17 protein-coding genes are annotated in these 23337 nt (G+C 63.4%); 7 read left to right on the top strand and 10 right to left on the bottom strand.

Annotated elements, in window-relative coordinates:
- Window positions 1-8 precede the first annotated feature (8 nt).
- Together NKI52_RS02385 and NKI52_RS02380 are read right to left on the bottom strand one after the other, a co-directional pair.
- Window positions 9-332 (bottom strand): YciI family protein, encoded by a 324-nt coding sequence (locus tag NKI52_RS02385; RefSeq protein WP_023678126.1) that lies wholly within the window; start codon window positions 330-332, stop codon window positions 9-11.
- Window positions 333-469: 137 nt separating this feature from the next.
- Window positions 470-1033 (bottom strand): peroxidase-related enzyme, encoded by a 564-nt coding sequence (locus tag NKI52_RS02380; RefSeq protein ID WP_352574595.1) that lies wholly within the window; start codon window positions 1031-1033, stop codon window positions 470-472.
- A 130-nt stretch (window positions 1034-1163) separates the two neighbouring features.
- On the opposite strand from NKI52_RS02380, the gene NKI52_RS02375 reads away from it, so the two are divergent.
- The gene (locus NKI52_RS02375; RefSeq protein ID WP_352696922.1) at window positions 1164-5960 is read left to right on the top strand and encodes an NAD-glutamate dehydrogenase; all 4797 of its coding nucleotides are present in this window, start codon (window positions 1164-1166) and stop codon (window positions 5958-5960) included.
- 189 nt (window positions 5961-6149) lie between these two features.
- Window positions 6150-7526: an MFS transporter gene (locus NKI52_RS02370; protein WP_352696920.1), complete on the top strand. Its 1377-nt coding sequence runs from the start codon at window positions 6150-6152 to the stop codon at window positions 7524-7526.
- 39 nt (window positions 7527-7565) lie between these two features.
- Here the strand turns inward: NKI52_RS02370 and purH are convergent, their stop codons facing one another.
- The 4 genes from purH to htpX all read right to left on the bottom strand — a co-directional run bounded on the left by purH (window position 7566) and on the right by htpX (window position 13557).
- On the bottom strand, window positions 7566-9182 hold the full coding sequence (gene purH, locus NKI52_RS02365) for a bifunctional phosphoribosylaminoimidazolecarboxamide formyltransferase/IMP cyclohydrolase (protein WP_352696919.1): 1617 nt from the start codon (window positions 9180-9182) through the stop codon (window positions 7566-7568).
- Between the two features lie 84 nt (window positions 9183-9266).
- The gene (locus tag NKI52_RS02360) at window positions 9267-11015 is read right to left on the bottom strand and encodes a heparinase II/III family protein (RefSeq protein WP_352696917.1); all 1749 of its coding nucleotides are present in this window, start codon (window positions 11013-11015) and stop codon (window positions 9267-9269) included.
- Between the two features lie 146 nt (window positions 11016-11161).
- The gene (locus NKI52_RS02355; RefSeq protein ID WP_023678120.1) at window positions 11162-12550 is read right to left on the bottom strand and encodes an RsmB/NOP family class I SAM-dependent RNA methyltransferase; all 1389 of its coding nucleotides are present in this window, start codon (window positions 12548-12550) and stop codon (window positions 11162-11164) included.
- Window positions 12541-13557: a zinc metalloprotease HtpX gene (gene htpX / locus NKI52_RS02350; protein WP_023678119.1), complete on the bottom strand. Its 1017-nt coding sequence runs from the start codon at window positions 13555-13557 to the stop codon at window positions 12541-12543. The genes NKI52_RS02355 and htpX overlap by 10 nt, the downstream gene beginning before the upstream one ends.
- 116 nt (window positions 13558-13673) lie before the next feature.
- On the opposite strand from htpX, the gene NKI52_RS02345 reads away from it, so the two are divergent.
- Complete coding sequence (locus tag NKI52_RS02345; RefSeq protein WP_023678118.1) at window positions 13674-13886, top strand: DUF1674 domain-containing protein; 213 nt, start codon at window positions 13674-13676, stop codon at window positions 13884-13886.
- A gap of 17 nt (window positions 13887-13903) precedes the next feature.
- Here the strand turns inward: NKI52_RS02345 and NKI52_RS02340 are convergent, their stop codons facing one another.
- Window positions 13904-14575, bottom strand: a complete 672-nt coding sequence (locus NKI52_RS02340; protein WP_023678117.1) for an HAD-IA family hydrolase — start codon at window positions 14573-14575, stop codon at window positions 13904-13906.
- Between the two features lie 177 nt (window positions 14576-14752).
- Between NKI52_RS02340 and NKI52_RS02335 the strand changes: the two genes are divergently transcribed.
- From NKI52_RS02335 to NKI52_RS02325, 3 genes are all read left to right on the top strand, one after another.
- Entirely contained in the window at window positions 14753-15622 is an 870-nt protein-coding gene (locus NKI52_RS02335; protein ID WP_352696915.1) for a transglutaminase-like domain-containing protein, read from the top strand.
- 329 nt (window positions 15623-15951) lie between these two features.
- Entirely contained in the window at window positions 15952-17313 is a 1362-nt protein-coding gene (locus NKI52_RS02330; RefSeq protein WP_023678115.1) for a pilus assembly protein, read from the top strand.
- Between the two features lie 385 nt (window positions 17314-17698).
- Window positions 17699-18967 carry a class I SAM-dependent methyltransferase gene (locus tag NKI52_RS02325; protein WP_023678114.1) on the top strand — a complete coding sequence of 423 codons (1269 nt, stop codon included), beginning with the start codon at window positions 17699-17701 and terminating at the stop codon, window positions 18965-18967.
- Here NKI52_RS02325 and NKI52_RS02320 read toward each other — a convergent pair whose 3' ends face one another.
- Together NKI52_RS02320 and acs are read right to left on the bottom strand one after the other, a co-directional pair.
- Window positions 18968-19711, bottom strand: coding sequence for an MOSC domain-containing protein (locus NKI52_RS02320; RefSeq protein ID WP_023678113.1), 744 nt, complete (start codon window positions 19709-19711; stop codon window positions 18968-18970).
- Window positions 19711-21666 carry an acetate--CoA ligase gene (gene acs / locus NKI52_RS02315; RefSeq protein WP_023678112.1) on the bottom strand — a complete coding sequence of 652 codons (1956 nt, stop codon included), beginning with the start codon at window positions 21664-21666 and terminating at the stop codon, window positions 19711-19713. The genes NKI52_RS02320 and acs overlap by 1 nt, the downstream gene beginning before the upstream one ends.
- A 305-nt stretch (window positions 21667-21971) precedes the next feature.
- Here acs and NKI52_RS02310 point away from each other — a divergent pair, with 305 nt between their 5' ends.
- Window positions 21972-22244: an usg protein gene (locus NKI52_RS02310; RefSeq protein ID WP_023678111.1), complete on the top strand. Its 273-nt coding sequence runs from the start codon at window positions 21972-21974 to the stop codon at window positions 22242-22244.
- A gap of 45 nt (window positions 22245-22289) precedes the next feature.
- On the opposite strand, the gene NKI52_RS02305 is transcribed toward NKI52_RS02310, so the two are convergent.
- Complete coding sequence (locus NKI52_RS02305) at window positions 22290-23324, bottom strand: aldo/keto reductase (RefSeq protein ID WP_352696913.1); 1035 nt, start codon at window positions 23322-23324, stop codon at window positions 22290-22292.
- Between the last annotated feature and the right edge of the window lie 13 nt (window positions 23325-23337).

Below are 23337 nucleotides of genomic sequence, written 5' to 3'. Positions count from 1 at the left end.
CCGGCGCGTCAACCCATTTCGATTATCGGCGCAATCTCGACGCTGAAACCCGGGTCCGTCAGGATAGGACAATCCTTGGCTTTGCCGACGGCATCGTCGATGTCTTTCGCTTCGATGATGGTGTAACCGGCGGTCGGATTGCTACCGCCATTGTTCTCGACCTTGCCGCCGGGCAGCAGGGTCTTCGACATGCCGACTGGATTGCCACCATCGACCACGGCTGAGCCAAGCTTGCCGTACCAGCCGTTCCAGGCATCCATCGCTGCCTTCCGTTCGGCCTCCTCGGTCGGCATCTTGCCCGAGCCGTGATAGACGTAGAGAAATTTCGCCATGTTCTCCTCCTTTGATCGGCGGCATCGAACCGGCATGCGGTCATGCCGCATGCCGATCATCGGACCAAACCGGCAAACAAGCAACGAGAATGCGAAGTAGCTAATATAATGTGCGGTTGGCTCGCAACGGCGGTGCCCTATCGCGCCATCGCATGGTATTCATCGTTCGGCCGCATGTCGATTGCCGATGCCAGCCGGTTCGACATGTTGAAGAACGCCGCGGTCGAGGCGACGTCCCAGATGTCGCGGTCGGAAAAGCCGACTTGCCGCAGCGCCGCCCGGTCCGCTTCGACGATCTTTGCCGGCTGCTCGGTCAGCTTCACCGCGAATTCGAGCATGGCGCGTTGCCTGTCCGACAGCTCGGCGGCGCGAAAATTCATCACCATCATCTCGCCGAAGGCCGGGTCGCCGGAAAGCTGGCGCACCGCCGCGCCATGCGCGACCAGGCAATAGTAGCAATGGTTGACCGACGAGACGGCCACCGCGATCATCTCGCGCTCGAGTTTCGACAGGCCGGATTCACCCAGCATCAAATCATTGTACATGTCGGTGAAAGCGCGCAGCTTCTTCTCGTCGAAGGCATAGGCGAGCAGCACATTGGGAACGAGGCCGAGCTTCTCCCGGCACTTGGCGAAATAGGCCTTGGTCGCGTCGCTCAGCTCCGCCGGTGCCAGGTCAAGCGCGGTAATTTTCTCCGTCATGGCGGATTTCTCCTCGTTTTCGCCAGGCTGCCGGTGAATTCCGACATTTCGTCGCAAGCCGTCAAACCTTTGTCGCCAAATACCCGTCATCTGTTAGCATAGCCGCAAAAACATGTGACGGGAGGGACTCATGGCCAGCGTAAAGTCAGCGAGCCGGTTGAAAAAGGCCGGCGTGACGAGGGGTGAAGCCGCGGGTGGCGAAAAGCCCGGCAGGCTTGCCGACTACTTGCTGGCCCGAGCTCCGGCCGAAGATGTCGCCGCCTACGACGTCATCGATCTCGAACGCGCTGCCGAACTCGCCGGCCGCGCAGTGGCCAGGCACAAGAAGGACGACTGCGTCGTTGCCATAGACGTTGATTCCGGTGTCGTCCGCCAGGGCCGGCCGATGACGGTGATCACCGTCGTCAACGACAACATGCCGTTCCTGTTCGATTCCGTCCTCGGCGAGATTACAGAAAGCGCCGGCGAGCCGCTGCTGGTTACCCATCCGGTCATAGTCGTCAGGCACGGCAAGAACGGCGTCGAGGAAATCCTCGGCGATGGCGGTTATGCCAAGGGCGACCACAGCCATGACCGACTGAGCGTCATCCATGTCCATATCGGCCGCCTTTCGGCCGAGCAGGCCGAAGGCCTGGCCGCACGCCTGACGAAGCTGCTCGGCCAGGTGCGAGCCGCCGTCACCGACTGGAAGCCGATGCTTGCCCGCCTCGACCAGGCGATCTCGGAATTCCGCTACTCGCCAGTGCCGCTCGACAAGGCCCATGTCACCGAGGCGATCGCCTTCCTCGAATGGCTGCGCGACGACAATTTCACCTTTCTCGGCATGCGCGAATTCAACTACACTGGCGGCGAGACGAGCGGCATGCTCGAGCGCGCCGAAAAGCCCGGCCTCGGCATCCTTTCCGATCCCGACGTGCTGGTGCTCAGGCGCGGCACCGAAGCGGTGAGCACGACCCCGGAAATCCGTGCCTTCCTGCATGGGCCGGAACCGCTGATCGTCACCAAGGCCAACGCCAAGTCATCGGTGCACCGCCGCATCTACCTCGACTACATTGGCGTCAAGACCTACACCGGCAAAGGCGTGCTTTCAGGCGAGCTCCGTATCGTCGGCCTGTTCACCTCGACTGCCTATACGCGCTCGGTGATGAAAATCCCCTACCTGCGCTCGAAGGCGGAAACCGTCATTGCCAAATCCGGCTTCAATCCAAGCGACCATTCCGGCAAAGCTTTGATCAACGTGCTGGAGAGCTATCCGCGCGACGAGCTGTTCCAGGTTTCGGTGCCGATCCTGCGCAAGCATGCCGAAGCCATACTGGGCTTGATCGAGCGACCGCGCGTCAGGGCATTGGTGCGTGTCGACCAGTTCGACCGCTTCGTCTCCGTGCTCGTCTTCGTGCCGCGCGACCGCTACGACAGCGTCGTGCGCGAGAAGATCGGCACCTATCTGAAGACCGTCTTCGAAGGCCGGCTGTCGGCCTATTATCCGGCCTTCCCGGAAGGCGGGCTGGCGCGCGTCCATTTCATCATCGGCCGCTCCGGCGGCAGGACGCCGAAGGTCGAGCAGGCGACGATCGAGGCGGCGATCCGCGACATCGTACGGACCTGGGACGATGCACTGCGCGAGACCGCGACAGAGACCGGCGCCGATGCGAGACTCACGGCCATCGCCTCGCGTTTTTCGGAAAGTTATCGCGACAGTTTTCCGCCGGCCGTGGCGCTGGCCGACGCCGGGCGCATCGCCAAGCTCGATGCGTCAAATCCGATCGCCATCGACTATTACCGTCACACCGTCCAGAAGCCGCATCAGGCGGCGCTGAAGATCTATCACCATGGCAGCCCGGTGGCGCTGTCGCGGCGCGTGCCCGTGCTGGAAAACATCGGTTTCCGCGTCATCAGCGAGCGCACTTTCGAGGTCGGCGACATTCAATCCGGCATGGTCTTCATCCACGACATGGAACTCGAGAACAGCTACGGCAGGCCGATCGACCTCGGCAATGGCGGCGCGCTGTTCGAGGATGCGTTCCTTTCCGTCTGGCGCGGCGATGTCGACAATGACGGCTATAACGGCCTTGCCCAGACCGCCGGCCTGTGGTCGGGCGAGATCACCGTCCTGCGCGCCTATGGCCGCTATCTGCAGCAGGCCGGCATCCCGCAGAGCCAGGATTTCATCGCCGCCGCACTCAACCGTTATCCCGAGATCGCCCGCGGCCTGCATGCGCTGTTTGTCGCCCGCCTCAGCCCGACGGCCGAGACGGAAGGCGTCGTTCAGGCCAAACATCTGAAAGCCAAGATCACGGATGCGCTGGAAGACGTTCCCAACATTGACGACGACACCATCATCCGCCGTTATCTGAATCTGATCGAAGCCTCGCTGCGCACCAATCATTTCGTTGCCGATACGAAACGGAAAGGCCAATCGCTGGCGATCAAGCTCGATTCGCAATCGGTCGACGGGCTGCCGGCGCCGCGGCCATGGCGGGAGATCTTCGTCTACGGCTCCGAGGTCGAGGGTGTGCATCTGCGCTTCGGCCCAGTCGCGCGCGGCGGCCTGCGCTGGTCGGACCGTGCGCAGGACTATCGCACCGAGGTGCTCGGCCTGGTCAAGGCACAGCAGGTCAAGAATGCGGTGATCGTGCCGGTTGGCGCCAAGGGCGGCTTCTACCCGAAAAAGCTGCCGATGAGCGCCGGGCGCGACGCAATTTTCGAGGCCGGCACGGCCGCCTACAAGAATTACGTTTCCAGCCTGTTGTCGATCACCGACAATATCGGGCTGGACGGCGTCATCCCGCCAGCCGGCGTCGTGCGGCGCGATCAGGATGATCCGTATTTCGTCGTCGCCGCGGACAAGGGCACGGCGACCTTCTCGGACATCGCCAACGCCATCAGCGAAAGGCACGGCTTCTGGCTCGACGACGCTTTCGCCAGCGGCGGTTCGGCCGGCTACGACCACAAGAAGATGGGCATCACCGCCAAGGGCGCCTGGGAAGCGGTCAAGCGGCATTTCCGCGAGATGAACCGCGACATCCAAACCACGCCGTTCACCGTCGTCGGCGTTGGCGACATGTCGGGCGACGTGTTCGGCAACGGCATGCTGCTGTCGGAGCAGACCCGGCTGATCGCCGCCTTCGATCATCGCGACATCTTCATCGATCCCGATCCCGACATGGCCGCTTCGATGGCCGAGCGGCGGCGGATGTTCGCTCTCGCCCGCTCAAGCTGGCAGGATTACGACAAGACGAAGCTGTCCGAAGGCGGCATCATCGTCTCGCGCAGCCAGAAGTCGATCACCTTGCCGGCCGCCGCGGCTGCAGCTATCGGCCTCGGCAAGACAACGGCCACGCCGGTCGAGATCATGAGTGCCATCCTCAAGGCGCCGGCGGACCTTTTGTGGTTCGGCGGCATCGGCACCTATGTCAGGGCATCGGGCGAGACCAACCAGGACGTCGGCGACCGTGCCAATGACGCGATCCGGATCACTGCGCTCGAACTGCGTGCCAAGGTCATCGGTGAGGGCGCCAATCTCGGCGTCACGCAGCGGGCGCGCATCGAATTCGGATTGAATGGCGGCCGCTGCAACTCAGATGCGATCGACAATTCGGGCGGCGTGAACTGCTCAGACGTCGAGGTCAACATCAAGATCGCGCTGGCCTCCGCCATGCGCAAGGGATCGTTGACCCGGCCGTCGCGCAACAAATTGCTGGCCGAGATGACCGACGAGGTCAGCGCCCTGGTGCTGTCCAACAATTACCAGCAGACGCTGGCGCTGTCCCTTGCTCGCAAGCGCGGCCTTGCCGACATTGCCCATCAGAGCCGCTTCATGGCGGCGCTCGAGGCGCGCGGGCTGCTCGACCGTGCCGTCGAGACGCTGCCGTCGCCGGCGGCGCTTGCCGCGCGCGAAGCGCGCGGCGAGCCGCTCACCCGGGCCGAGCTCGGCGTGCTGCTTGCCTATGCCAAGATCGTGCTGTTTTCCGATATCGTCGCCAGCAACGTGCCGGACGATCCGCATTTCGACCGCGACCTGATGGGTTACTTTCCCGACCGCATGGCAAAGAAATATGCGGCGGAAATCCACGGCCATCGCCTGCGCCGCGAGATCATCGCCCGTGTCGTCGCCAATGATCTGGTCAATCGCGGCGGCCCGTCCTTCGTCAACAGGCTGCAGGAAGCGACAGGGCGCAGTGCCGCCGATGTCGTGCGCACCTTCGCCGTGGTGCGCGATGGCTTTGCACTGCCGGCGCTCTATCGCCAGATCGATGCACTCGATAACCAGATCGACGGGCAGATCCAGCTCGACCTCTATCAGGCGGTCAGCCGGCTGATCTATGTGACCAGCGGCTGGCACCTGAAGAACGATGCCGACACTGCACTGCTCGGGCAGCGGATTGCCGAGTTGCAGGATGCGCGCAAGGCGCTGGAGCCGAAGCTCGTTTCGCTGCTGCCGGCCTTCTCGCGCGAGCGGATCGAGGAGCGGCGGCACAGCCTGTCGAAGGGTGGCGCGCCCGAGAGCCTTGCCGAGCAACTGGCGTTGACCGATGTGGCGGAACTCATCCCCGACATAGCGCTGACGGCGCGGACGGCAAATGCCGGCATCGTCGCTGCCGCCAAGGCGTTTTTTGCAGTCAGCGATGTCTTCCGCATCCCGCGCGTCGAAGATGCTGCGCGCTCGATCACGCCCTCGGATTATTACGATCAACTGGCGCTTTCCCGCGCCACCGACACGATCGGCGCGGCCAGGCGCGGCATCGCGGTGGCGGCGCTGACCGGCCATGCCGAGGCGGCGGATCCGGTGTCGGCATGGTTGGAGGCCGGCGGCGAACGGGTCGGACGCATCCGCGAGCGGTTGCAGGCGCTGACCGAGGGCGGCGACATCACCGTGTCGCGGCTGTCGGTGGCATCCGGCCTGATGAGTGATCTGACGCAGCTGTGAGACGTCTTCCATATCGCGCGGGATTGCCGGGAAGAACTGCGCTATAGAGCGAACGGCGCCCTGCTTTGGGGGGCGCCGGAGCATGATCCCAAAAAGTGACGATCGGCTTTTGGACAAGATCGTGCTCAACAACAAGACGGAGCGTCATTCCGATTCGATCGGCATGGAGCAAGCTCCAGCGGAGGGGACATGGCTGAGATGGCAGTGCAGCGGGCATCGGGACGCGGCATCTGGGGATGGATGCTGTTCGACTGGGCGGCACAGCCGTTTTTCACGGTCGTTACCACCTTCATCTTCGGTCCTTATTTCGTCTCGCGCATGGCCAGCAATCCGGAGACCGGGCAAGCGGCCTGGGGCTACGGCATTGCCGCCGCCGGCCTCGTCATTGCCGTTTTGTCGCCGGTCCTCGGCTCGATCGCCGATCAGACCGGACCACGCAAACCGTGGATAGCCTTCTTCGCCGCGGTTAAAATCACCTGCCTCACCCTGCTGTGGTTCGCCGCGCCCGGCTCTAATCTTTTTCTGGTCGTGGCGTTGTTCTCGCTGGCGTCGGTCGCGGCGGAATTCTCGACTGTGTTCAATGATTCGATGATGCCCCGCCTGGTGCCGAAGAGCGACATCGGCAGGATCTCGAACATGGCCTGGGGACTCGGCTATCTCGGCGGCATGATCGCACTGATCTTCGTCGTTACCGTCATGGCCGGCTCGCCTGAAACCGGCAAGACCGTCGTTGGGCTCGACCCGATCTTCGGCCTCGACCCCAGGCTCGGCGAGGACGCGCGCGCTACCGGGCCGTTGTCGGCGGGCTGGTATTTCCTGTTCATCCTGCCGATGTTCTTCTTCACGCCTGATGCGATCAAAGGCATTCCAATCGGGCCGGCGGTGCGCGAAGGCCTGTCGGAACTGAAGTCGACGCTGGCCGAAGTGCGCAAGCGCAGCGGCATTTTTCGCTTTCTCGTCGCCCGTATGATCTATCAGGACGGCGTCAATGCACTGCTGGCGCTGGGCGGAACGTTTGCGGCGGCAATGTTCCATTGGTCGATTACCGAGATCGGCCTGTTCGGCATCATCCTCAACGTCGTTGCCATCGTCGGCTGCCTGGTTGCCGCACGCCTCGACACAGCGCTGGGTTCCAAGACCATAGTGATGATTTCGCTGGTCATGCTGAGCATTGCCACGATCGGCATCGTTTCGACCGGACCGGGCTATACGCTGTTCGGCGCCTGGGTGATGCCCGGACTGGATGGTGGCGGATTGTTCGGCACGGCGGCGGAAAAAGCCTACATTTTCTACGGCCTGCTGATCGGGCTTGCTTTCGGCCCGGTGCAGGCATCGTCGCGCTCCTACATGGCGCGCAGCGTCTCCGCTGCCGAATCGGGCCGCTATTTCGGCATCTATGCGCTGGCCGGCCGGGCAACCAGTTTTGCCGCACCCTTCATGGTGGCCACGATCACCCTGGCCAGCGGCTCGGCGCGGCTCGGCATGGCGGCGATCGTGCTGTTCCTTGGCGCCGGCATGGCGATCCTGATCGGCACGCCCTATCCGGCAGATCGGCCGGCGGAGTGAGCTGCTCTTGCCTTCTCCCACAGCGGGAGGGTAACGCGTTCAATGCCGGAAATGCCTCACTCCGGTGAAGACCATGGCAATGCCGTGAGCGTCGGCGGCGGCGATGACATCGTCGTCGCGCATCGAGCCGCCGGGCTGGATGACGGCGGTGGCGCCGGCTTCGATTGCCGACAAAAGCCCGTCCGCGAACGGGAAAAAGGCATCCGAGGCGACGACCGAGCCCCTGGTCAAAGGCTCCGTCAGGCCGGCAGCCTCGGCCGCGTCGAGCGCCTTGCGCGCCGCGATGCGCGAGGAATCGACCCGGCTCATCTGGCCGGCGCCGATGCCGACTGTAGCGCCATCCCTGGCATAGACGATGGCGTTCGACTTGACGTGCTTTGCCACGCGAAAAGCGAATTTCAGATCGGCCAATTCGGCCGGCGTCGGAGCGCGCCTGGTCACCACTTTCAGCTCGAGGTCATCCACCACCGCGTTGTCGCGGCTCTGGACCAGCAAACCGCCGGCAACCGATTTCAAGCCAAGGCCCGCCGCGCGCGGGTCGGGCAGGCCGCCGGTGACCAGCAGGCGTAGGTTCTTCTTGGCGGCAATGATGCGGACTGCTTCTTCGGACGCCTCCGGTGCGATGATCACTTCGGTAAAGGTCTTGACGATCTCTTCGGCGGTTCCGGCATCGAGGATGCGGTTCATGGCGACGATGCCGCCGAAGGCCGAGACCGGGTCGCAGGCCAGCGCCTTGGCATAGGCCGCCTGCAGCGAAGCGTCCTCAGCGACGCCGCACGGGTTGGCGTGCTTGATGATGGCAATTGCTGCGGAGCGCGACGGGTCGAACTCGCCGACCAGCTCGAAGGCAGCGTCGGTGTCGTTGATGTTGTTGTAGGAAAGCTGCTTGCCCTGAAGCTGGCGCGCCGTGGCGACGCCCGGCCGCCTGTCGCCGTTGACATAGAAGCCGGCGCCCTGATGCGGGTTTTCGCCATAGCGCATCACCGACTGCAGCTTGCCGCCGAAGGCGCGCCATGTCGGATGCTCGATCTCAAGCGCCTCGGCGAACCATCCCGAGATCGCCGCATCGTAGGTGGCGGTGCGGGCAAAGGCCTTGGCTGCCAGCTTCTTGCGGAAATCCAGCGACAACGACCCGAAATTCATCTCCAGCGCGTTGAGCACCGAGGCATAGTCATCGGGATCGGTGACGATGCCGACATAGGCGTGGTTCTTGGCCGAGGCACGGATCATCGCCGGGCCGCCGATGTCGATGTTCTCGACGATCGCCGCGTAGTCGGCGCCGGAGCGACGCACCTCTTCGAACGGATAGAGATTGGAGACGACGAGATCGATCGGCTCGATGCCGTGGTCGCGCATCGCTGCGGCGTGCTCGGGATCGTCGCGCACGCCAAGCAGTGCGCCATGCACCGACGGGTGCAGCGTCTTGACGCGGCCGTCCATGATCTCGGGAAAGCCGGTGAGCTCGGACACGTCGCGCACCGCCATGCCCGCCTCGGCAAGGGCCCTTGCGGTGCCGCCGGTCGAGACTAGCTCGACGCCGGCCGAAGCCAGCGCCCTGGCGAAATCGATCAGGCCGGTCTTATCAAAGACGGAAAGGAGCGCGCGACGGATGGGTACAAGGTCGGGCGCGGGAATGTTCTTGGCGGCGACGGCCATGGGCTGGCGGCCTTTCCAGTTCTGGTTGGAGAGCGTCCGCGGGCCGTAGCATATGAGGCCCGGAAATCAAGCCGCAAGACTTGATCAGTGTCTGCCGTTGCCACCGGCTTCAGCTTTTTCCGGACGGCCGGCGATGATGGTGCGCGTCAATTGCCAGTGGACCTCGGCAATTTCCGAGGCCTTGAACGCAAGCACGATCTGGCGGCTGCGGCGCGGGCCGCCAAGCCCTGCGAAATAGATCGATTCCTCGACCTCTGGCACCACTTCGGTAGAGGTAAACACCCAGGTGTCGGCATGGTCGGCGGCCAGCACCAGACGGTCATGCTCATCCTGGAGCAGGCTTATATCGGGATGGACATGGAAACGCACCGTGACGAAGTGACGTCCATTGTTGCGGATAGAAGCGCCGCCCGGGCGCAGGAAACGGTCCCTGCCGGCAAACACATTGCCTTCGGTCGATAATTTCAGCTCGCGCTCATGCAGGAAGCCGAAGCGCGCCACATAGCCGTCATGGCGGGCGATGAAGCCCTGGCTGCCCTTCTGGTCGGTGCGCTTGCAAGGTACATGCTGCGGTCCGCCGATCAAAGGCGTGCCGAGCAGGTCGTTGACGCGCAAGGAGTGATTGAAGCGCGCCGACGACGTGTCGTTGATGGTGGCGGTCGAGTGGGCGGCGGTGGCGCGGGCAAGCGGCCGGAACTCGGCGGCGCCATAAGTATCTATTCCGGCGTTGACGATATAGTGCTGGCGGCCCGACGACAATTCGAAGGCGAGGCATCCGGCGTGAGCGGCATTGGATACGTCGACGGGGGGCGGCGGGCCGGTATCGGCGATCACAGTGACACCGCCCATCGACAGGCGCTCATAACCCGAATGCGGCGCGTGCAGCAACGGTGCGCCGGCGGTGTCGTCGTGATGCAGGATGCTGGCGATACGGTCGTGAATGGTGGCGCCCATGCCGTTGAAGCGGGCAAGGCTGCCGTCCTGATGGCGAAAGAAGCGCAGTGCCGGCAGCATCCGGTCGATGGCGCCGATCAGGGCGGCCGGCGGCGTCTCGGCCTGATTGGCGTATGTCTGGCGCAACGGCAGAAGGTCGGCGAGGATTTCAAGCACGGTCATCGGATTACGCGAGATATGGCCGCCGTCAGGCAGGATCTGGCGGTCGAGCTCCTCGGCGAGATTGCGGGTAGCACCGCGTAGCGCCGAGGCCGGCGCCGGCAGCGACAAAGCGGCAAAGGCCAGCGCAATGCGGGCGCGCAGCCTGTCCTTGCCGTCCGGCATCTCGCGCACCATGGCGCGCAGATAGCGGATCTGGACGGCGAGCGATTTCAAGAACGCGCGGTAGAACGGAAATTCGGCGCCCTGCAACACGATCGAGGAATGCTGCAGCCAGGCAATGACACGCTTGGCCGTCGTGCCGGGCTCCCAGGCGACGCCGGAAATATGGCTGCCATGGATTGCAATCCAGTCGGAAACCAACGCCCGCGCGTTGGCGGCGGCGAGTTCGGTACCGGCGGCACGCATATGGCGCAGCCAGCGAAAGCCATGCAGCGTTTTTTGCCAGCCGGGATTGGGCACGTCGATCTGGAAGGGCGATTTGCCGCCGGTCTCGACCAGATGCCCCGAAAGCGGATAGCGGCCGTAATAGATCTCGAGCGCGATCTGAGGATCGGCGAGCCGCAGGTCCGGTGGGGCGATCAGGACGCGCTCCGGCGTGCGGCCTGAGTAGCGCCAGCGATAGAGTGGCCCGGCGCGCAAGCGCCGGCGCGTCTTGCGCCAGAACTCCCTCGCGACAAGCGTCCACAGACGCGTCGTGTTACCGGCAGCGATTGCCAAAACCCCTCCTGATCGTCCTCACCCAAGCACAAGTTTATATGATTCAAGAACTTGTGCGAAGGCGAATTCCGCGGCGGTGGGGCCGTTCAGCCTGTTTTCCATGCCTCCTCGCCCCATGAAGCCGGACGGCACTTCAAGATCGGCCCTTAGCCGGCTCTGCGCATGCGGGCGGCGAAGAAGCCGTCCAGCCCGGAGCGGCCCGGCGAGCCTAGCTCCAGATCGGCAGGCGTGGTGCGCAACGTGCCTTGCGGCGTCAGAAACGGGTCGATGCCGGCGATCTCACCCGGCCGAAGCGGGTCGTCGACAATCTCCGCATTGCCGGCGAGAAAGTCGCGATAGAGCTCTTCGCCTTCCAGCGGATCGAGCGAACAGTTGGAAAAGACGATGCGTCCACCAGGCTTGACCAGGGTGACGGCGCGGGCAAGCAGCCGGCGTTGCAGGTCGGCCAGTTTTTCGACGTCGGCCGCCGTCTTCGTCCAGGGAACGTCGGGATGCCGCCGCACCGTCCCGGTCGAAGAGCATGGTGGGTCGAGGAGGACGGCGTCGAAGAGGTCCTTCGGCTCGTATTTGAGCAGATCGGCCTGGACGATCTCGGCGGCCAGACCGAGCCGTTCGAGGTTCTGCGTCAGCCGTGCCAGCCGCGTTTTGGACATGTCGAGCGCGGTGACGTGGGCGCCGGCGAGGATCAGCTGGGCGGTCTTGCCGCCCGGCGCGGCACAGAGGTCGGCGATTCGCAAACCATTGATGTCGCCGAACAGCCGGGCCGGCAGGCTGGCCGCTGCATCCTGAACCCACCAGGCGCCTTCCCCAAAGCCGGGCAGTTCGGTCACGGAAGCGCTGAGCTTTTCCACCCGCACCGTGCCGGTCGGCAAGACAAAGCCGCCGAGCCGTTCGGCCCACAGCGCCGGGTCCGACTTGACCGAGAAATCGACCGGTGCCTCATGGCGATGGGCGAGCAGTATCTGCCTGGCCTTGTCGAGGCCGTAGACCGTTTTCAAACGGTCGGAAAACCATTTTGGCGCCTCGTCGGTAGCGGCACGTGCTGCGGCGAGCTCGTCCTGCTTGGCCCGCGCCAGCGTGCGCAGCACGCCGTTGACGAGGCCGGAAAAGCGCGCCGTGCGCGGATCGGACTTGGCGTGTGTCACGGCGAGGTCGACGGCGGCGCTGTCGGGAACATCGAGGAACAGGATCTGCGCTGCCGCCACATGCAAAATGTGCGAAAGCGCCGTGGCGTTGGGCGGCAGCGGCTTTTCCAGGCGACGGGCCAAAAGGCCTGATATGGTCATGCGGTAGCGCAGGGCGGTGACCAGAATGGCGCGCACCAAGGCGCGGTCGCGCAGGTCGAGCGCCTTGTACTGCGGATGGCCGTTCTCTTGGTCGGTCAGCCCGTCGAGCGGCGTCCTCGCGTCTATAACCGCGGCAAGCAGGCGCGCGGCTGCCTTGCGCGCGGCGAGGCCGGCTACGGCCTCGCCGCTCGAATTGTGTTCACGATCGCCTGAAATTCCGTGCCGGCGCTTCGCTGAACTCACGACCACGGACCTTTGGGGCCGGTCGGATTGCGTCCCCAGGGATTGGGTCTCGGCTTGGCCGGCTCAGCCGGCCTCTCGGGCCGCGCGGCCCTGTCCCACGGACCAGACGGCTGCTGCCCGGTCCCTTCCGGCGCCGGCCTTGGCGTCGCGGCCGCTTCGGGTGCGCCGGCCATTTCGCTCGCCATCCTCTGCAACGCGGCGATGCGGTTTTCTGTGCTCGGGTGAGTGGAAAACAAACTGTCCATGCGCTCGCCGGAAAGAGGATTGATGATGAAGAGATGGGCGGTTGCCGGATTGCGCTCGGCATCCGGGTTGCGGATGCGTTCGGCGCCCCGCGCGATCTTGTCAAGTGCCGAGGCGAGCCACAGCGGGTGTCCACAGATTTCGGCACCGCGCCGGTCGGCCTCATATTCGCGGGTGCGGCTCACCGCCATCTGCACGATCATGGCGGCCAGGGGCGCGACTATCATCGCCACCAGCACGCCGACGATGCCAAAGGAATTGTTATTGTCGCGGTTGCCGCCGAAAAAGAAGGCGAAATTGCCGAGCATCGAAATTGCGCCGGCAAAGGTGGCGACGATCGTCATGGTCAGCGTATCGCGGTGCTGCACATGGGCGAGCTCGTGTGCCATCACCGCCGCGACTTCTTCATGCGATAGCCGCTCGAGCAGGCCGGTGCTGGCGGCGACAGCGGCATTTTGCGGATTGCGGCCGGTGGCGAAGGCATTGGGCTGCGGATTGTCGATGAGATAGGTTCTCGGCATCGGCAGGCCGGCACGTTGCGCGAGACCCTTCACGATGGCGTAATATTCAGGCGCGTTGCGTTCGTCGACTTCGATCGCACGGTGCATCGACAGCACCATCTTGTCGGCGTTCCAATAGCTGAACAAATTGGTGCCGGCGGCGATCAGCAACGCGATCATCATGCCGCCGGATCCGCCGATGAGATAGCCGACACCCATGAACAGGGCCGTCATTGCGGCCAAAAGCATGGCGGTGCGAAGGGTGTTCATCGTCTGCTCCGTTCTGGCCCAACAAAGGGGTCGATCCTTGTGGGCCCATCGCTATATGATGGGAAACAGCGGTTCCCGTTTCAATCGGGGCCTGTTTCAATCTAGCGGAAGATCGCATGATCGACAAAACCAGCCAAACGCATGCTAACGGCTCGCCGCAAAAGCCGCTGACCCCGGCAGCCAGGCGCGCCTTGGTCGAGGCCGAGGCCCGGCGGGAGAAATATCGCGAGCAGGAAGCCACGCTGCCGAGGGAGATGGGCGGGCGCGGCGGCAAGGAGCCTGGCCGCTATGGCGACTGGGAGGTCAAGGGCCTGACCAGCGACTTTTAGCCCAGGCAGGGTGCTAGTCAAACAGGCAGCGCGGCCCGCTCCACTCCGATGGCAATCCAGCCGCTGGAATCGACGGCGATGCCGATCGCGTCATAGCCGGCGATGGTGGCATGCGGCGTCTCCAACGGATGCCGGTGCGTGGCGCTGATCACCACGACCGCAGCGCCCGCGGCTTCGGCCGCCGCTATGCCGGCCGGCGCGTCCTCGAAGACGAGGCAGTCGCCCACATCGACGCCGAGCCGTTCGGCCGCCAGCCGGAAGCAGTCGGGCGCCGGCTTGCCGCGCGATACATCCTCCGCCGCAACAATCACGGCGGGAGCCGGAATACCCGCGGCCTGCAGGCGCAGCAGGGCGAGCTCGCGCGGTGCCGAAGTGGCGATCGCCCAGCTTCCAGGCGGCAGCGACGCCAGGAAGGCCGCGGCGCCGGCAATCGGGCGAATGCCCTCGACATCGGCCGCCTCGGCCTGCAAAAGCGAATCGGCTTCGCGGGCAGGATCGACGCCTGGGAGCGCCAGCCGGCCGATGGTCTCGATCGCCCGCACGCCGTGGATGGTCGGCAGGAATGCGGCGACGTCAAGACCTTGCCGATGCGCCCACGCTGCCCAGACCCTTTCCGCTGCGGCGATCGAATTGAGAATCGTGCCGTCCATATCGAACAGGAAGGCCGCGAATTTTCTGCCTGCAAACATCGGTTTCCCGGGGTCATCTTGGAGGGATTATTTCGAAAGACGCGTGTCAATCGACCGTAACGTTGCCGCGTCCGTATGGGAAGCCGCGAGGCGTCGTTTTTGACGACCACAAGGAACCGCCACGCACTGTCCCGCGTTGATCGGCACTATCTTCCATGACGATCGCAGGGGAGGGCGATGCTGATTCGGCTCGGCTATGAAATTGCCATTGAATGCGTTGCAGCAACGCCGGTCGTTTCATTGCTCGATATCCACGGGGATCGCCAGGCCAACATCAAGCGGCAGACGCGCGTGCTGACCTCGCCGTCGGTCCCGACCAGGGTCTACCACGACCTTTTCGGCAATAGCTGCCGCCGCTTCACGGCGCCGGCCGGAAGCTTTCGCATCCTTTATGACGCGGTGGTCGAGGACAGCGGCGAGACGGACGAAGTCAACACGCTGGCGAGAGAAGTCCCGGTTGCCGAATTGCCGGACGAGGTGCTCGGCTATCTGCTCGGCAGCCGTTACTGCGAGACCGACCATCTCGGCGACCTGGCCTGGCAACTTTTCGGCCAGCTTCCACCGGGCTGGGCGCGGGTGCAGGCCATCGTCGACTATGTCCACAACCGCCTGTCCTTCGGCTACGGCTATGCGCGCTCGACCCGCACGGCGGCGCAGGCGCATGAGGAACGCGTCGGCGTCTGCCGCGACTTTGCCCATCTGGCGATCACGCTCTGCCGCTGCATGAACATCCCGGCCCGCTACGTGAACGGCTATCTCGGCGATATCGGCGTGCCCGCCGATCCGGCGCCGATGGATTTCTCGGCGTGGGTGGAAGTGTTCCTCGACGGCAGGTGGTACACTTTCGATCCTCGCCACAATGTGCCGAGGATCGGCCGCGTCGTCATCGCCCGCGGCCGCGACGCCACCGACGTGCCGCTGCTGCACAGTTTTGGCCCGCATCGGCTCACCCTGTTCAAGGTCTGGACGCACGAGCAGGAAGGTAATCTGTTCAAGCCGCCTTGTCGTGGCGTCGACAAGACGGTCAGCGCACGGATGCTGGCCTAGTCTTTCGGGACACATTCACAGTCCGTGTTTCCATTTCCCGCCACCGCGATCGTGCTGAACCGGTTCGATACATCTCGTCTGTACCGGATTGGGACGCAGTCCAGTCGTCCTGAATTGCGAGCCTGTTCGTGGTAAGCGCTTTGTCGACAAAGCCGTGCCGGCGCAGCTTTCGTTTACCCTCTGTTTACCCTGCCGCCGCTCGAAACCGTTTGGAAACAATGACCTGATCGCGGGCCGGTCGCTTTCCCGGGCCTGGCGGCGCGATCCGGCCGGATTCCTGCAATGCGCGTTCGGACAGCTGCAGGCTGTAGCGAATGGAGGCGGAAGGAATGCGGCGTTTCGGGGGTCTTGTTCAGACGATCGGCGGCTTTGCCGGGGATCGCAGCGGAAATTTCGCGGTCCTGTTTGGGATAATCGGCTCAGTGCTGGCACTGAGTGTCGGCTTTGCGGTCAACGTGTCCCAACTCTACAATGTAAAATCGAGCCTGCAAGGCGTGGTCGATGCAGCGGTCACCTCGACGGCCCGCGACCTGACAACCGGCGTCATCAGCGAGGCCGACGCCAGCAAATCGGTGCAGGCCTTTCTCGATGCCAACAGCACGGCGGGTATCCTCCAGGACAACCAGATCGTCCTCGACAATCTGGTTGTCGACAGGACAGCCAAGACTGTCCAGGCGGACGTCCATGTCAACGTCAACTACTATTTCCCGCTTTTCAGCACGGGTGGCATGCAACGCGTCCCCGCATCGACGACGGCGCTCTATTCGGACAAGCAGATCGAAGTCGCGATGATGCTGGACGTGACCGGGTCGATGGCCGGCCAGAAAATCATCGATCTGCGGGCGGCCGCGGCGAATGCTGTCGACAGCTTCCTGGGCGGCCAGGACCCCTCCAAGCCACGTGTGCGGGTTGCCATCGTGCCTTATGCCAATTCGGTGAATGCCGGTACACTTGCCGCCAGCAGCGTCTATGTGGAAACCACCGCCAGTCAACGCAAACAGGCGCCGGCCAATGACGCCGTGCAGTATGTCTCGGGCTTTATCCGTCCCGATAATTGCGCCACCGAGCGCAAGGGGACCTATCAGTATTCGGATGCGGGCCCCGACGTCAGCATGGTCAATCGCGACTACCTGCTGTCATCCTTCGCCTGGCAGACCGGCACCGCCGCCTGCCCGATCGCCGCGCTGATGCCGCTGACAGCGGATGCGACGGCGCTCAAGACGGTCATCAAGAATTTCGTCGCCTCCGGCGGCACGGCCGGCCATATCGGCGTGCAGTGGACCTGGTACATGCTTTCGGAAAACTGGGGCAGTGTGATGAAAGCCTCGGAACGGCCGGCCAAGATGGATCCAAAGAAGGTTGCCAAGATCGCGATCCTGATGACCGATGGCGAATTCAACCTGTCCTACTTCGATGCGAGCACGGTCAGCGACGTCTACAATGACGCCGGCAAGGAGCCGACCCGCACGGCCGCCAAGAAACTTTGCGCTGCCATGCGCGACAAGGGCATCGAGGTCTTCACCATTGGGTTTGACCTAAACGAAACGAATGCCAAGGCGACGCTCCAGGATTGCGCGAGCCCGGACACCGCCAAGATCAAGCACTTTTATCAGGCGGCCAATGGAACGGAACTCAACCAGGCTTTCCAGGATATAGCGCGCAACGTCGAGATGTTAACCGTAACCAAATAGGGGACAACAGCCCAAAAAGGAAAGGCCGCCGCTTCTCGCGAAGCCGGCGGCCTTCCGTGTTTCCGTCCATGGCGCGGCTCCTGGCGGCGACCCTGGTCGCCAGCCGCGCATCTCGCGCCTTAGCGGGAAGACTGCTTCCCGAAAGTGCGATCCGCTGAGGCCACGTTCTGGAAAACGAAATCACTCGACATCGGATCACCTCCTTTCGATTTGTTGAACACTCCCTCATGATGGGGTGTCATCCGGCAAATGGCAAGGCGCGGCACCCGAAAATCCTGAACAAGCCTGCTTGTGCACTCGGGCGGCTTGCGGCCGGCCGATCGGGCAGGCAAGATCGAGCCGCTATTGTTCCGGGCCACTATTTTGCCGGGTAAGGGAGGACGGGATGGAGGCAGCCGAGAGAGCGGCCCGGATTGTTCGGACGGTCATCGAGACGCTGAAGCCGGGTTTTGCGGTGAGGCTGTGGACAGGCGAGCGGATCGGCCCGGCTGCCGGCCCGGTGCTCACCATCAACGACCAGGACATCGTCTGGCAGATCGTACGTCGGCCCTCTTTATCGACGCTGATCGAGATGTGGATTGCCAAGGCGGTCGACGTCGAAGACGGATCGCTGTTCGATTTCTACGCCTTGCCCACGCACGGCAAGCTCAGGACGAAGCTCAAGACATTGCCGAAGCTGGCGATCCTGCGCGACCTGCCGGCGGTGCTGTTTTCGCGAAAACAGATGACGACGCGAACCGATCTTTCCGGCCGCAATCCTTTCGTCAGCGGTTCGAGCAAGGAGGCGATCGAGCATCATTACGACATTTCCAACGCATTCTACCGGCTCTTCCTCGACGAGCGCATGGTCTATAGCTGCGGCTACTTCAAGGATTTCGCCAACGATATCGATCAGGCCCAGAGAGACAAGCTCGACCATATCTGCCGCAAGCTTCGGCTGAAGCCCGGCGATAGATTGCTCGACATCGGCTGCGGCTGGGGAGCGATGCTCATCCATGCGGTGAAGAATTATGGCGTCGTCGGCCACGGCGTTTCGCTATCGGAAGCACAGACCGAGCTCGCCCGTGAACGCATCCGCGCCGAGGGGCTGGAGGACCGCATCACCATCGAGATAAAGTCCTATGCCGAGCTGTCCGGCTCCTTCGACAAGATCTCGTCGATCGGCATGTTCGAGCATCTGGGGCTTGCCAACCATGCGGCCTATTTCTCGAGGATCCATCGCCTGCTCAAGCCGGGCGGCATCTATCTGCACCACGCCATCACCCGGCGCGACAAGGGCAGCTTGAAGAAGACGCTGCGCAAGGGGCCGGAATTCAAGGCGCTGATCAAATACATTTTTCCGGGCGGCGAACTCGACACGATCGGCATGACGCTCGGCAATCTCGAGGCCCACGGCTTCCTCGTCTACGACGTCGAAAATTTGCGCGAGCACTATGCGCGCACCTGCAGGCTATGGGCCGAGCGCCTCCACGCACGCTTCGACGAAGCTATCGCCGAGGTCGGCGAAGCCAAGGCGCGGCTCTGGCTGCTTTATCTCACCGGCTGCTCGATTACCTTCGAACGCGCCTCGGCGCAGGTTTTCCAGACCGTCGCCACAAGGCGCGCGCGTGGGCCGAGCGGCCTGCCGCCGACGCGGGCGGATTTGTACCGATAGCTACAGGAGGCGCATCGTGGCGCCGATCTCGACGCGGGCCGGTCGATCGACGGTGCAGTAGACGCCGAGGTTATGGGCGTTGTGGCGGACCAGGCTGCGCAGGATTGCCGGGTCGTGGTCGAACCCGTCCTGGCCAATGATGGTGAAGCCGCAGCGGCGGCACGGCTCGGAGATGGTCAGGAGCAGGTCGCCGATCGCCAGCTTGCGCCCGATCCATTCCGTCTCGGGGAACGACCCCTCGACCTCCGGCACATCGACGACGATGTTGGGGCGGAAGCGGCGCGCGTCGGCGGTGCCCTTTGGATGCAGCACTTTCAAACGCGCCAGTGAGGCGGTGGTCAGCAGATGAATAGGGGCTTTGACGTAGCGTTCCGTCAGCAGAGGGCCGGCGTAATCCGGAGCAGCATTTTCCCGACGGAACGGCCGGATGGAAGCCGCAAAGCCGAGATAGGCGCAAATGGCGCGATCACTTTGCGCGCCAGGTGCCGAAAGCCAGCGTCCGTCGGGGATGGCGACCTCCAGCCTGCCGGCCTGCGACAGCCGGGTGCGGATGCGGGGCACCTTGTGCCATTTCGCTTCGCGGTCGGGCCGTGCGATTTCATCGGTCGAGGTATCGACAAGACCAAACAGGCGGTCGCCTTCGACGGTATGCCGGTCGACGGAGATCGCCTGCTGAAACTCGCCGGCGAGCGAGCTCGCGGGATAGCGCCAAAGCTCGGTGACGGCGCCCAATGCGGGTTGCATCAGCCCTTCTTGTTTTGCCGGTTGGCGATAAGGTCGTCGACGACCGCCGGATCGGCCAGCGTCGAGGTATCGCCGAGCGCGGCAAAATCATCCTCGGCGATCTTGCGCAGGATGCGTCGCATGATCTTGCCGGAACGGGTCTTCGGCAGGCCGGGCGCGAACTGGATCTTGTCGGGCGAAGCGATGGCGCCGATCTCCTTGCGGACATGGGCGACGAGTTCCTGGCGCAATTCCTCGCTTGGCGTTTCGCCGGCCATCAGCGTGACATAGCAGTAGATGCCCTGGCCCTTGATATCGTGCGGGTAGCCGACGACGGCGGCCTCCGAGACCTTCTCATGCGAAACCAGCGCCGATTCGACCTCGGCGGTGCCCATGCGGTGGCCGGAGACGTTGATGACGTCGTCGACGCGGCCGGTGATCCAGTAGTAGCCGTCAGCATCGCGGCGGCAGCCGTCGCCGGTGAAGTATCTGCCCTTGTAGGTCGAGAAATAGGTCTGCACGAAGCGGTCGTGATCGCCATAGACGGTGCGCGTCTGGCCCGGCCATGAGTCGGCAATACAAAGATTGCCGCTGGCTTCGCCTTCGAGCACCTTGCCGTCGGTATCGACCAGCTGCGGCTTGACGCCAAAGAAGGGCCGCGTCGCTGAACCCGCCTTGAGGTGGGTGGCGCCCGGAACCGGCGTGATCATGATGCCGCCGGTCTCGGTCTGCCACCAGGTATCGACGATCGGCACCTTGCCGTTGCCTACGACGTTGAAATACCACTCCCAGGCTTCCGGATTGATCGGCTCACCGACGGTGCCGAGCACGCGCAGCGACTTGCGCGACGTTTTGGTGACATGGGCATCGCCGGCGCCCATCAGCGCGCGCAACGCCGTCGGCGCCGTGTAGAAGATGTTGACCTTGTGCTTGTCGATCACGTCCCAGAAACGCGACTGCGACGGGTAGTTCGGCACGCCTTCGAACATCAGCGTGGTGGCGCCGTTGGCGAGCGGCCCGTAGACGATGTAGCTGTGGCCGGTGACCCAGCCGACATCGGCGGTGCACCAGTAGATATCGCCGTCATGATAGTCGAAGACATATTGGTGGGTCATCGAGACATAGACGAGATAGCCGGCGGTGGTGTGCAGCACACCTTTCGGCTTGCCGGTCGAGCCGGATGTGTAGAGGATGAACAACGGGTCCTCGGCGTTCATCTTCTCGGGCTTGCATTCGGCCTTAACCGTCGCGACCTCGTCATGGTACCAGACGTCGCGCCCGGCGGCCCAGCCGGTCTTGCCGCCAGTGCGGCGCACTACCAAGACCTTTTCGACTTTCGTTCCGGCCTTGGCGGCGATCTCGATCGCCTTGTCCGTGTTCTCCTTTAGCGGGATCGGCTTGCCGCCGCGCAGGCCTTCGTCGGCGGTGATGACGAAGGTCGACTTGCAGTCATCGATGCGTCCGGCCAGCGCATCCGGCGAAAAGCCGCCGAAGACGACCGAATGAATGGCGCCGATGCGCGTGCAGGCGAGCATCGCATAAGCGGCCTCCGGGATCATCGGCATGTAGATGGTTACGCGGTCGCCCTTCTTGACGCCGTGCTTTTTCATCACATTGGCGAGGCGGCAGACATGCGCGTAAAGCTCGTTATAGGTGATCTTCCTGTCGTCGTAGGGATTGTCGCCTTCCCAGATGATGGCGGTCTGTTCGCCGCGCTTCTTCAGATGCCGGTCGATGCAGTTCCAGGAAACGTTGGTCTGGCCATCCTCGAACCATTTGATTGAGACCTGGCCGTCGAAGGACGTGTTCTTGACCTTGCTGTACGGCTTGAACCAGTCGATGCGCTTGCCGTGCTTGCCCCAGAACTTGTCCGGGTTCTTGACGCTGTCGGCGTACCATTTCAGGTAGGTGTCATTGTCAATCAGCGCGTTCTTCTTCCACGCCGGCTGGACGCGATGGACATGAACATCGGACATTTCTTCGCCTTCCTCCCCAAAACCAAACCGCCGGCTTGACCGCCGGCAGGATCGCAGCGATGCGGCCGCGAATTCGCGCGCATTATTAACAGTTCGGCCGCGACGGCAACATTAGACGTTGGATTCGCGCGGCGGGATGCCGCAGGCGCCTTACCAGGCGGTGTCAGCACTCTCGTGAGTCGGCTGCTAAGCGCATGTTTTTGCGGAAGTAATCTGGTTCGATCATAGAAATATCAATAGACGATTAAGCAAATGGGGTGCACAATTTCAGCCTGGGAGGAAGGAGAATCAACCAGGGGACCGCAATGCGCGACCATTCAGAAATGGACCTGATGCTCAAGGGTTATGGCTTGACCACGGCCAAGATTCTTTATCACTTTCCAGATCATCCGCATCTGCTGCAGAGCTTCATCTGGCAGGATTACGACATCGCCCCGAAATTTCCGGTGCTGATCCGCTTCATCGAGTTCTGGAAGGCCAAGCTCGAAGGCCCGCTGCATTCGGTCAGCTACACGCACCAGAAGCTGATCGCGCCGAACGAATGGCGCAAGGTCGACGGCGAGTTCGTTCTGCATTAGCCGGGCGGGCGGCAGCCTGGGAGCCGCCGCCCAGCTTTTGGAGCGTCAGACTGCGGGCGGGTTCAGCCGGGCAAAACCCTCCTGCCGGCGATAGGGAAAATACGGATAGGGTGCGGTGACCTCACTTGCCGTGTCGAGCTTCTTCATCTGCTCGGCTGTCAATGACCAGCCGACGGCGCCGAGATTCTGGCGCAATTGCTCCTCGTTGCGCGCGCCGACGATGACGGAGGCGACGGTCGGCCGCTGCAGCAGCCAATTGATGGCGATCTGCGGTATGGTCTTGCCGGTTTCCTCGGCGACAGCATCAAGCGCGTCGACGACCCGATAGAGATGCTCATCCTCGACGGGCGGTCCGAAGCTTGCCGTGTCGTGCAGCCGGCTTTTCTCAGGCAGCTTCTGGCCACGGCGGATCTTGCCGGTCAGGCGGCCCCAGCCGAGCGGGCTCCACACCAGCGCACCGACACCCTGGTCGAGGCCGAGCGGCATCAACTCCCATTCATAGTCGCGTCCGACCAGCGAGTAATAGACCTGATGGGCGACGTATCGGGGATAGCCGTATCTGCCCGCCAGGCCGAGCGATTTCATCACTTGCCAGCCGGAAAAATTGGAGACGCCGACATAACGCAGTTTGCCGGCGCGCACGAGACTGTCCAGTGTCGACAGCACCTCCTCGATCGGTGTTGCAGCGTCGAAGGCGTGCAGTTGCAGCAGGTCGATGTAGTCGGTGCCAAGGCGCCCCAGCGCGTCTTCGACGGCCTTGATCAGGCGTGAACGTGACGATCCGGCATCGTTGGGACCGTCGCCTATCGGCAGCGAGGTCTTGGTCGAGATCAGCACGGCGTCGCGGCGGCCCTTGATGGCAGCGCCGAGCACTTGTTCGGAAGCGCCACTCGAATAGACATCGGCGGTGTCGAACAGGTTGATGCCGGCCTCAAGGCAGATGTCGACCAGCCGCCGTGCTTCCGTCGCATCGCTGTTGCCCCAGGCGCCGAACAGCGGGCCTGAACCGCCGAAGGTTCCAGCGCCGAACGAGAGCGCCGGGACCTTCAGGCCTGATGCGCCAAGATTTCGATAATCCATGGGTTTGCTCCTT

This window comes from Mesorhizobium sp. M0590 (assembly GCF_040320905.1).
In the GTDB taxonomy this organism is placed as follows: domain Bacteria; phylum Pseudomonadota; class Alphaproteobacteria; order Rhizobiales; family Rhizobiaceae; genus Mesorhizobium.
The sequence above is the reverse complement of the archived record's forward strand: the minus strand, read 5'-3'. Positions and strand labels throughout refer to the sequence as shown.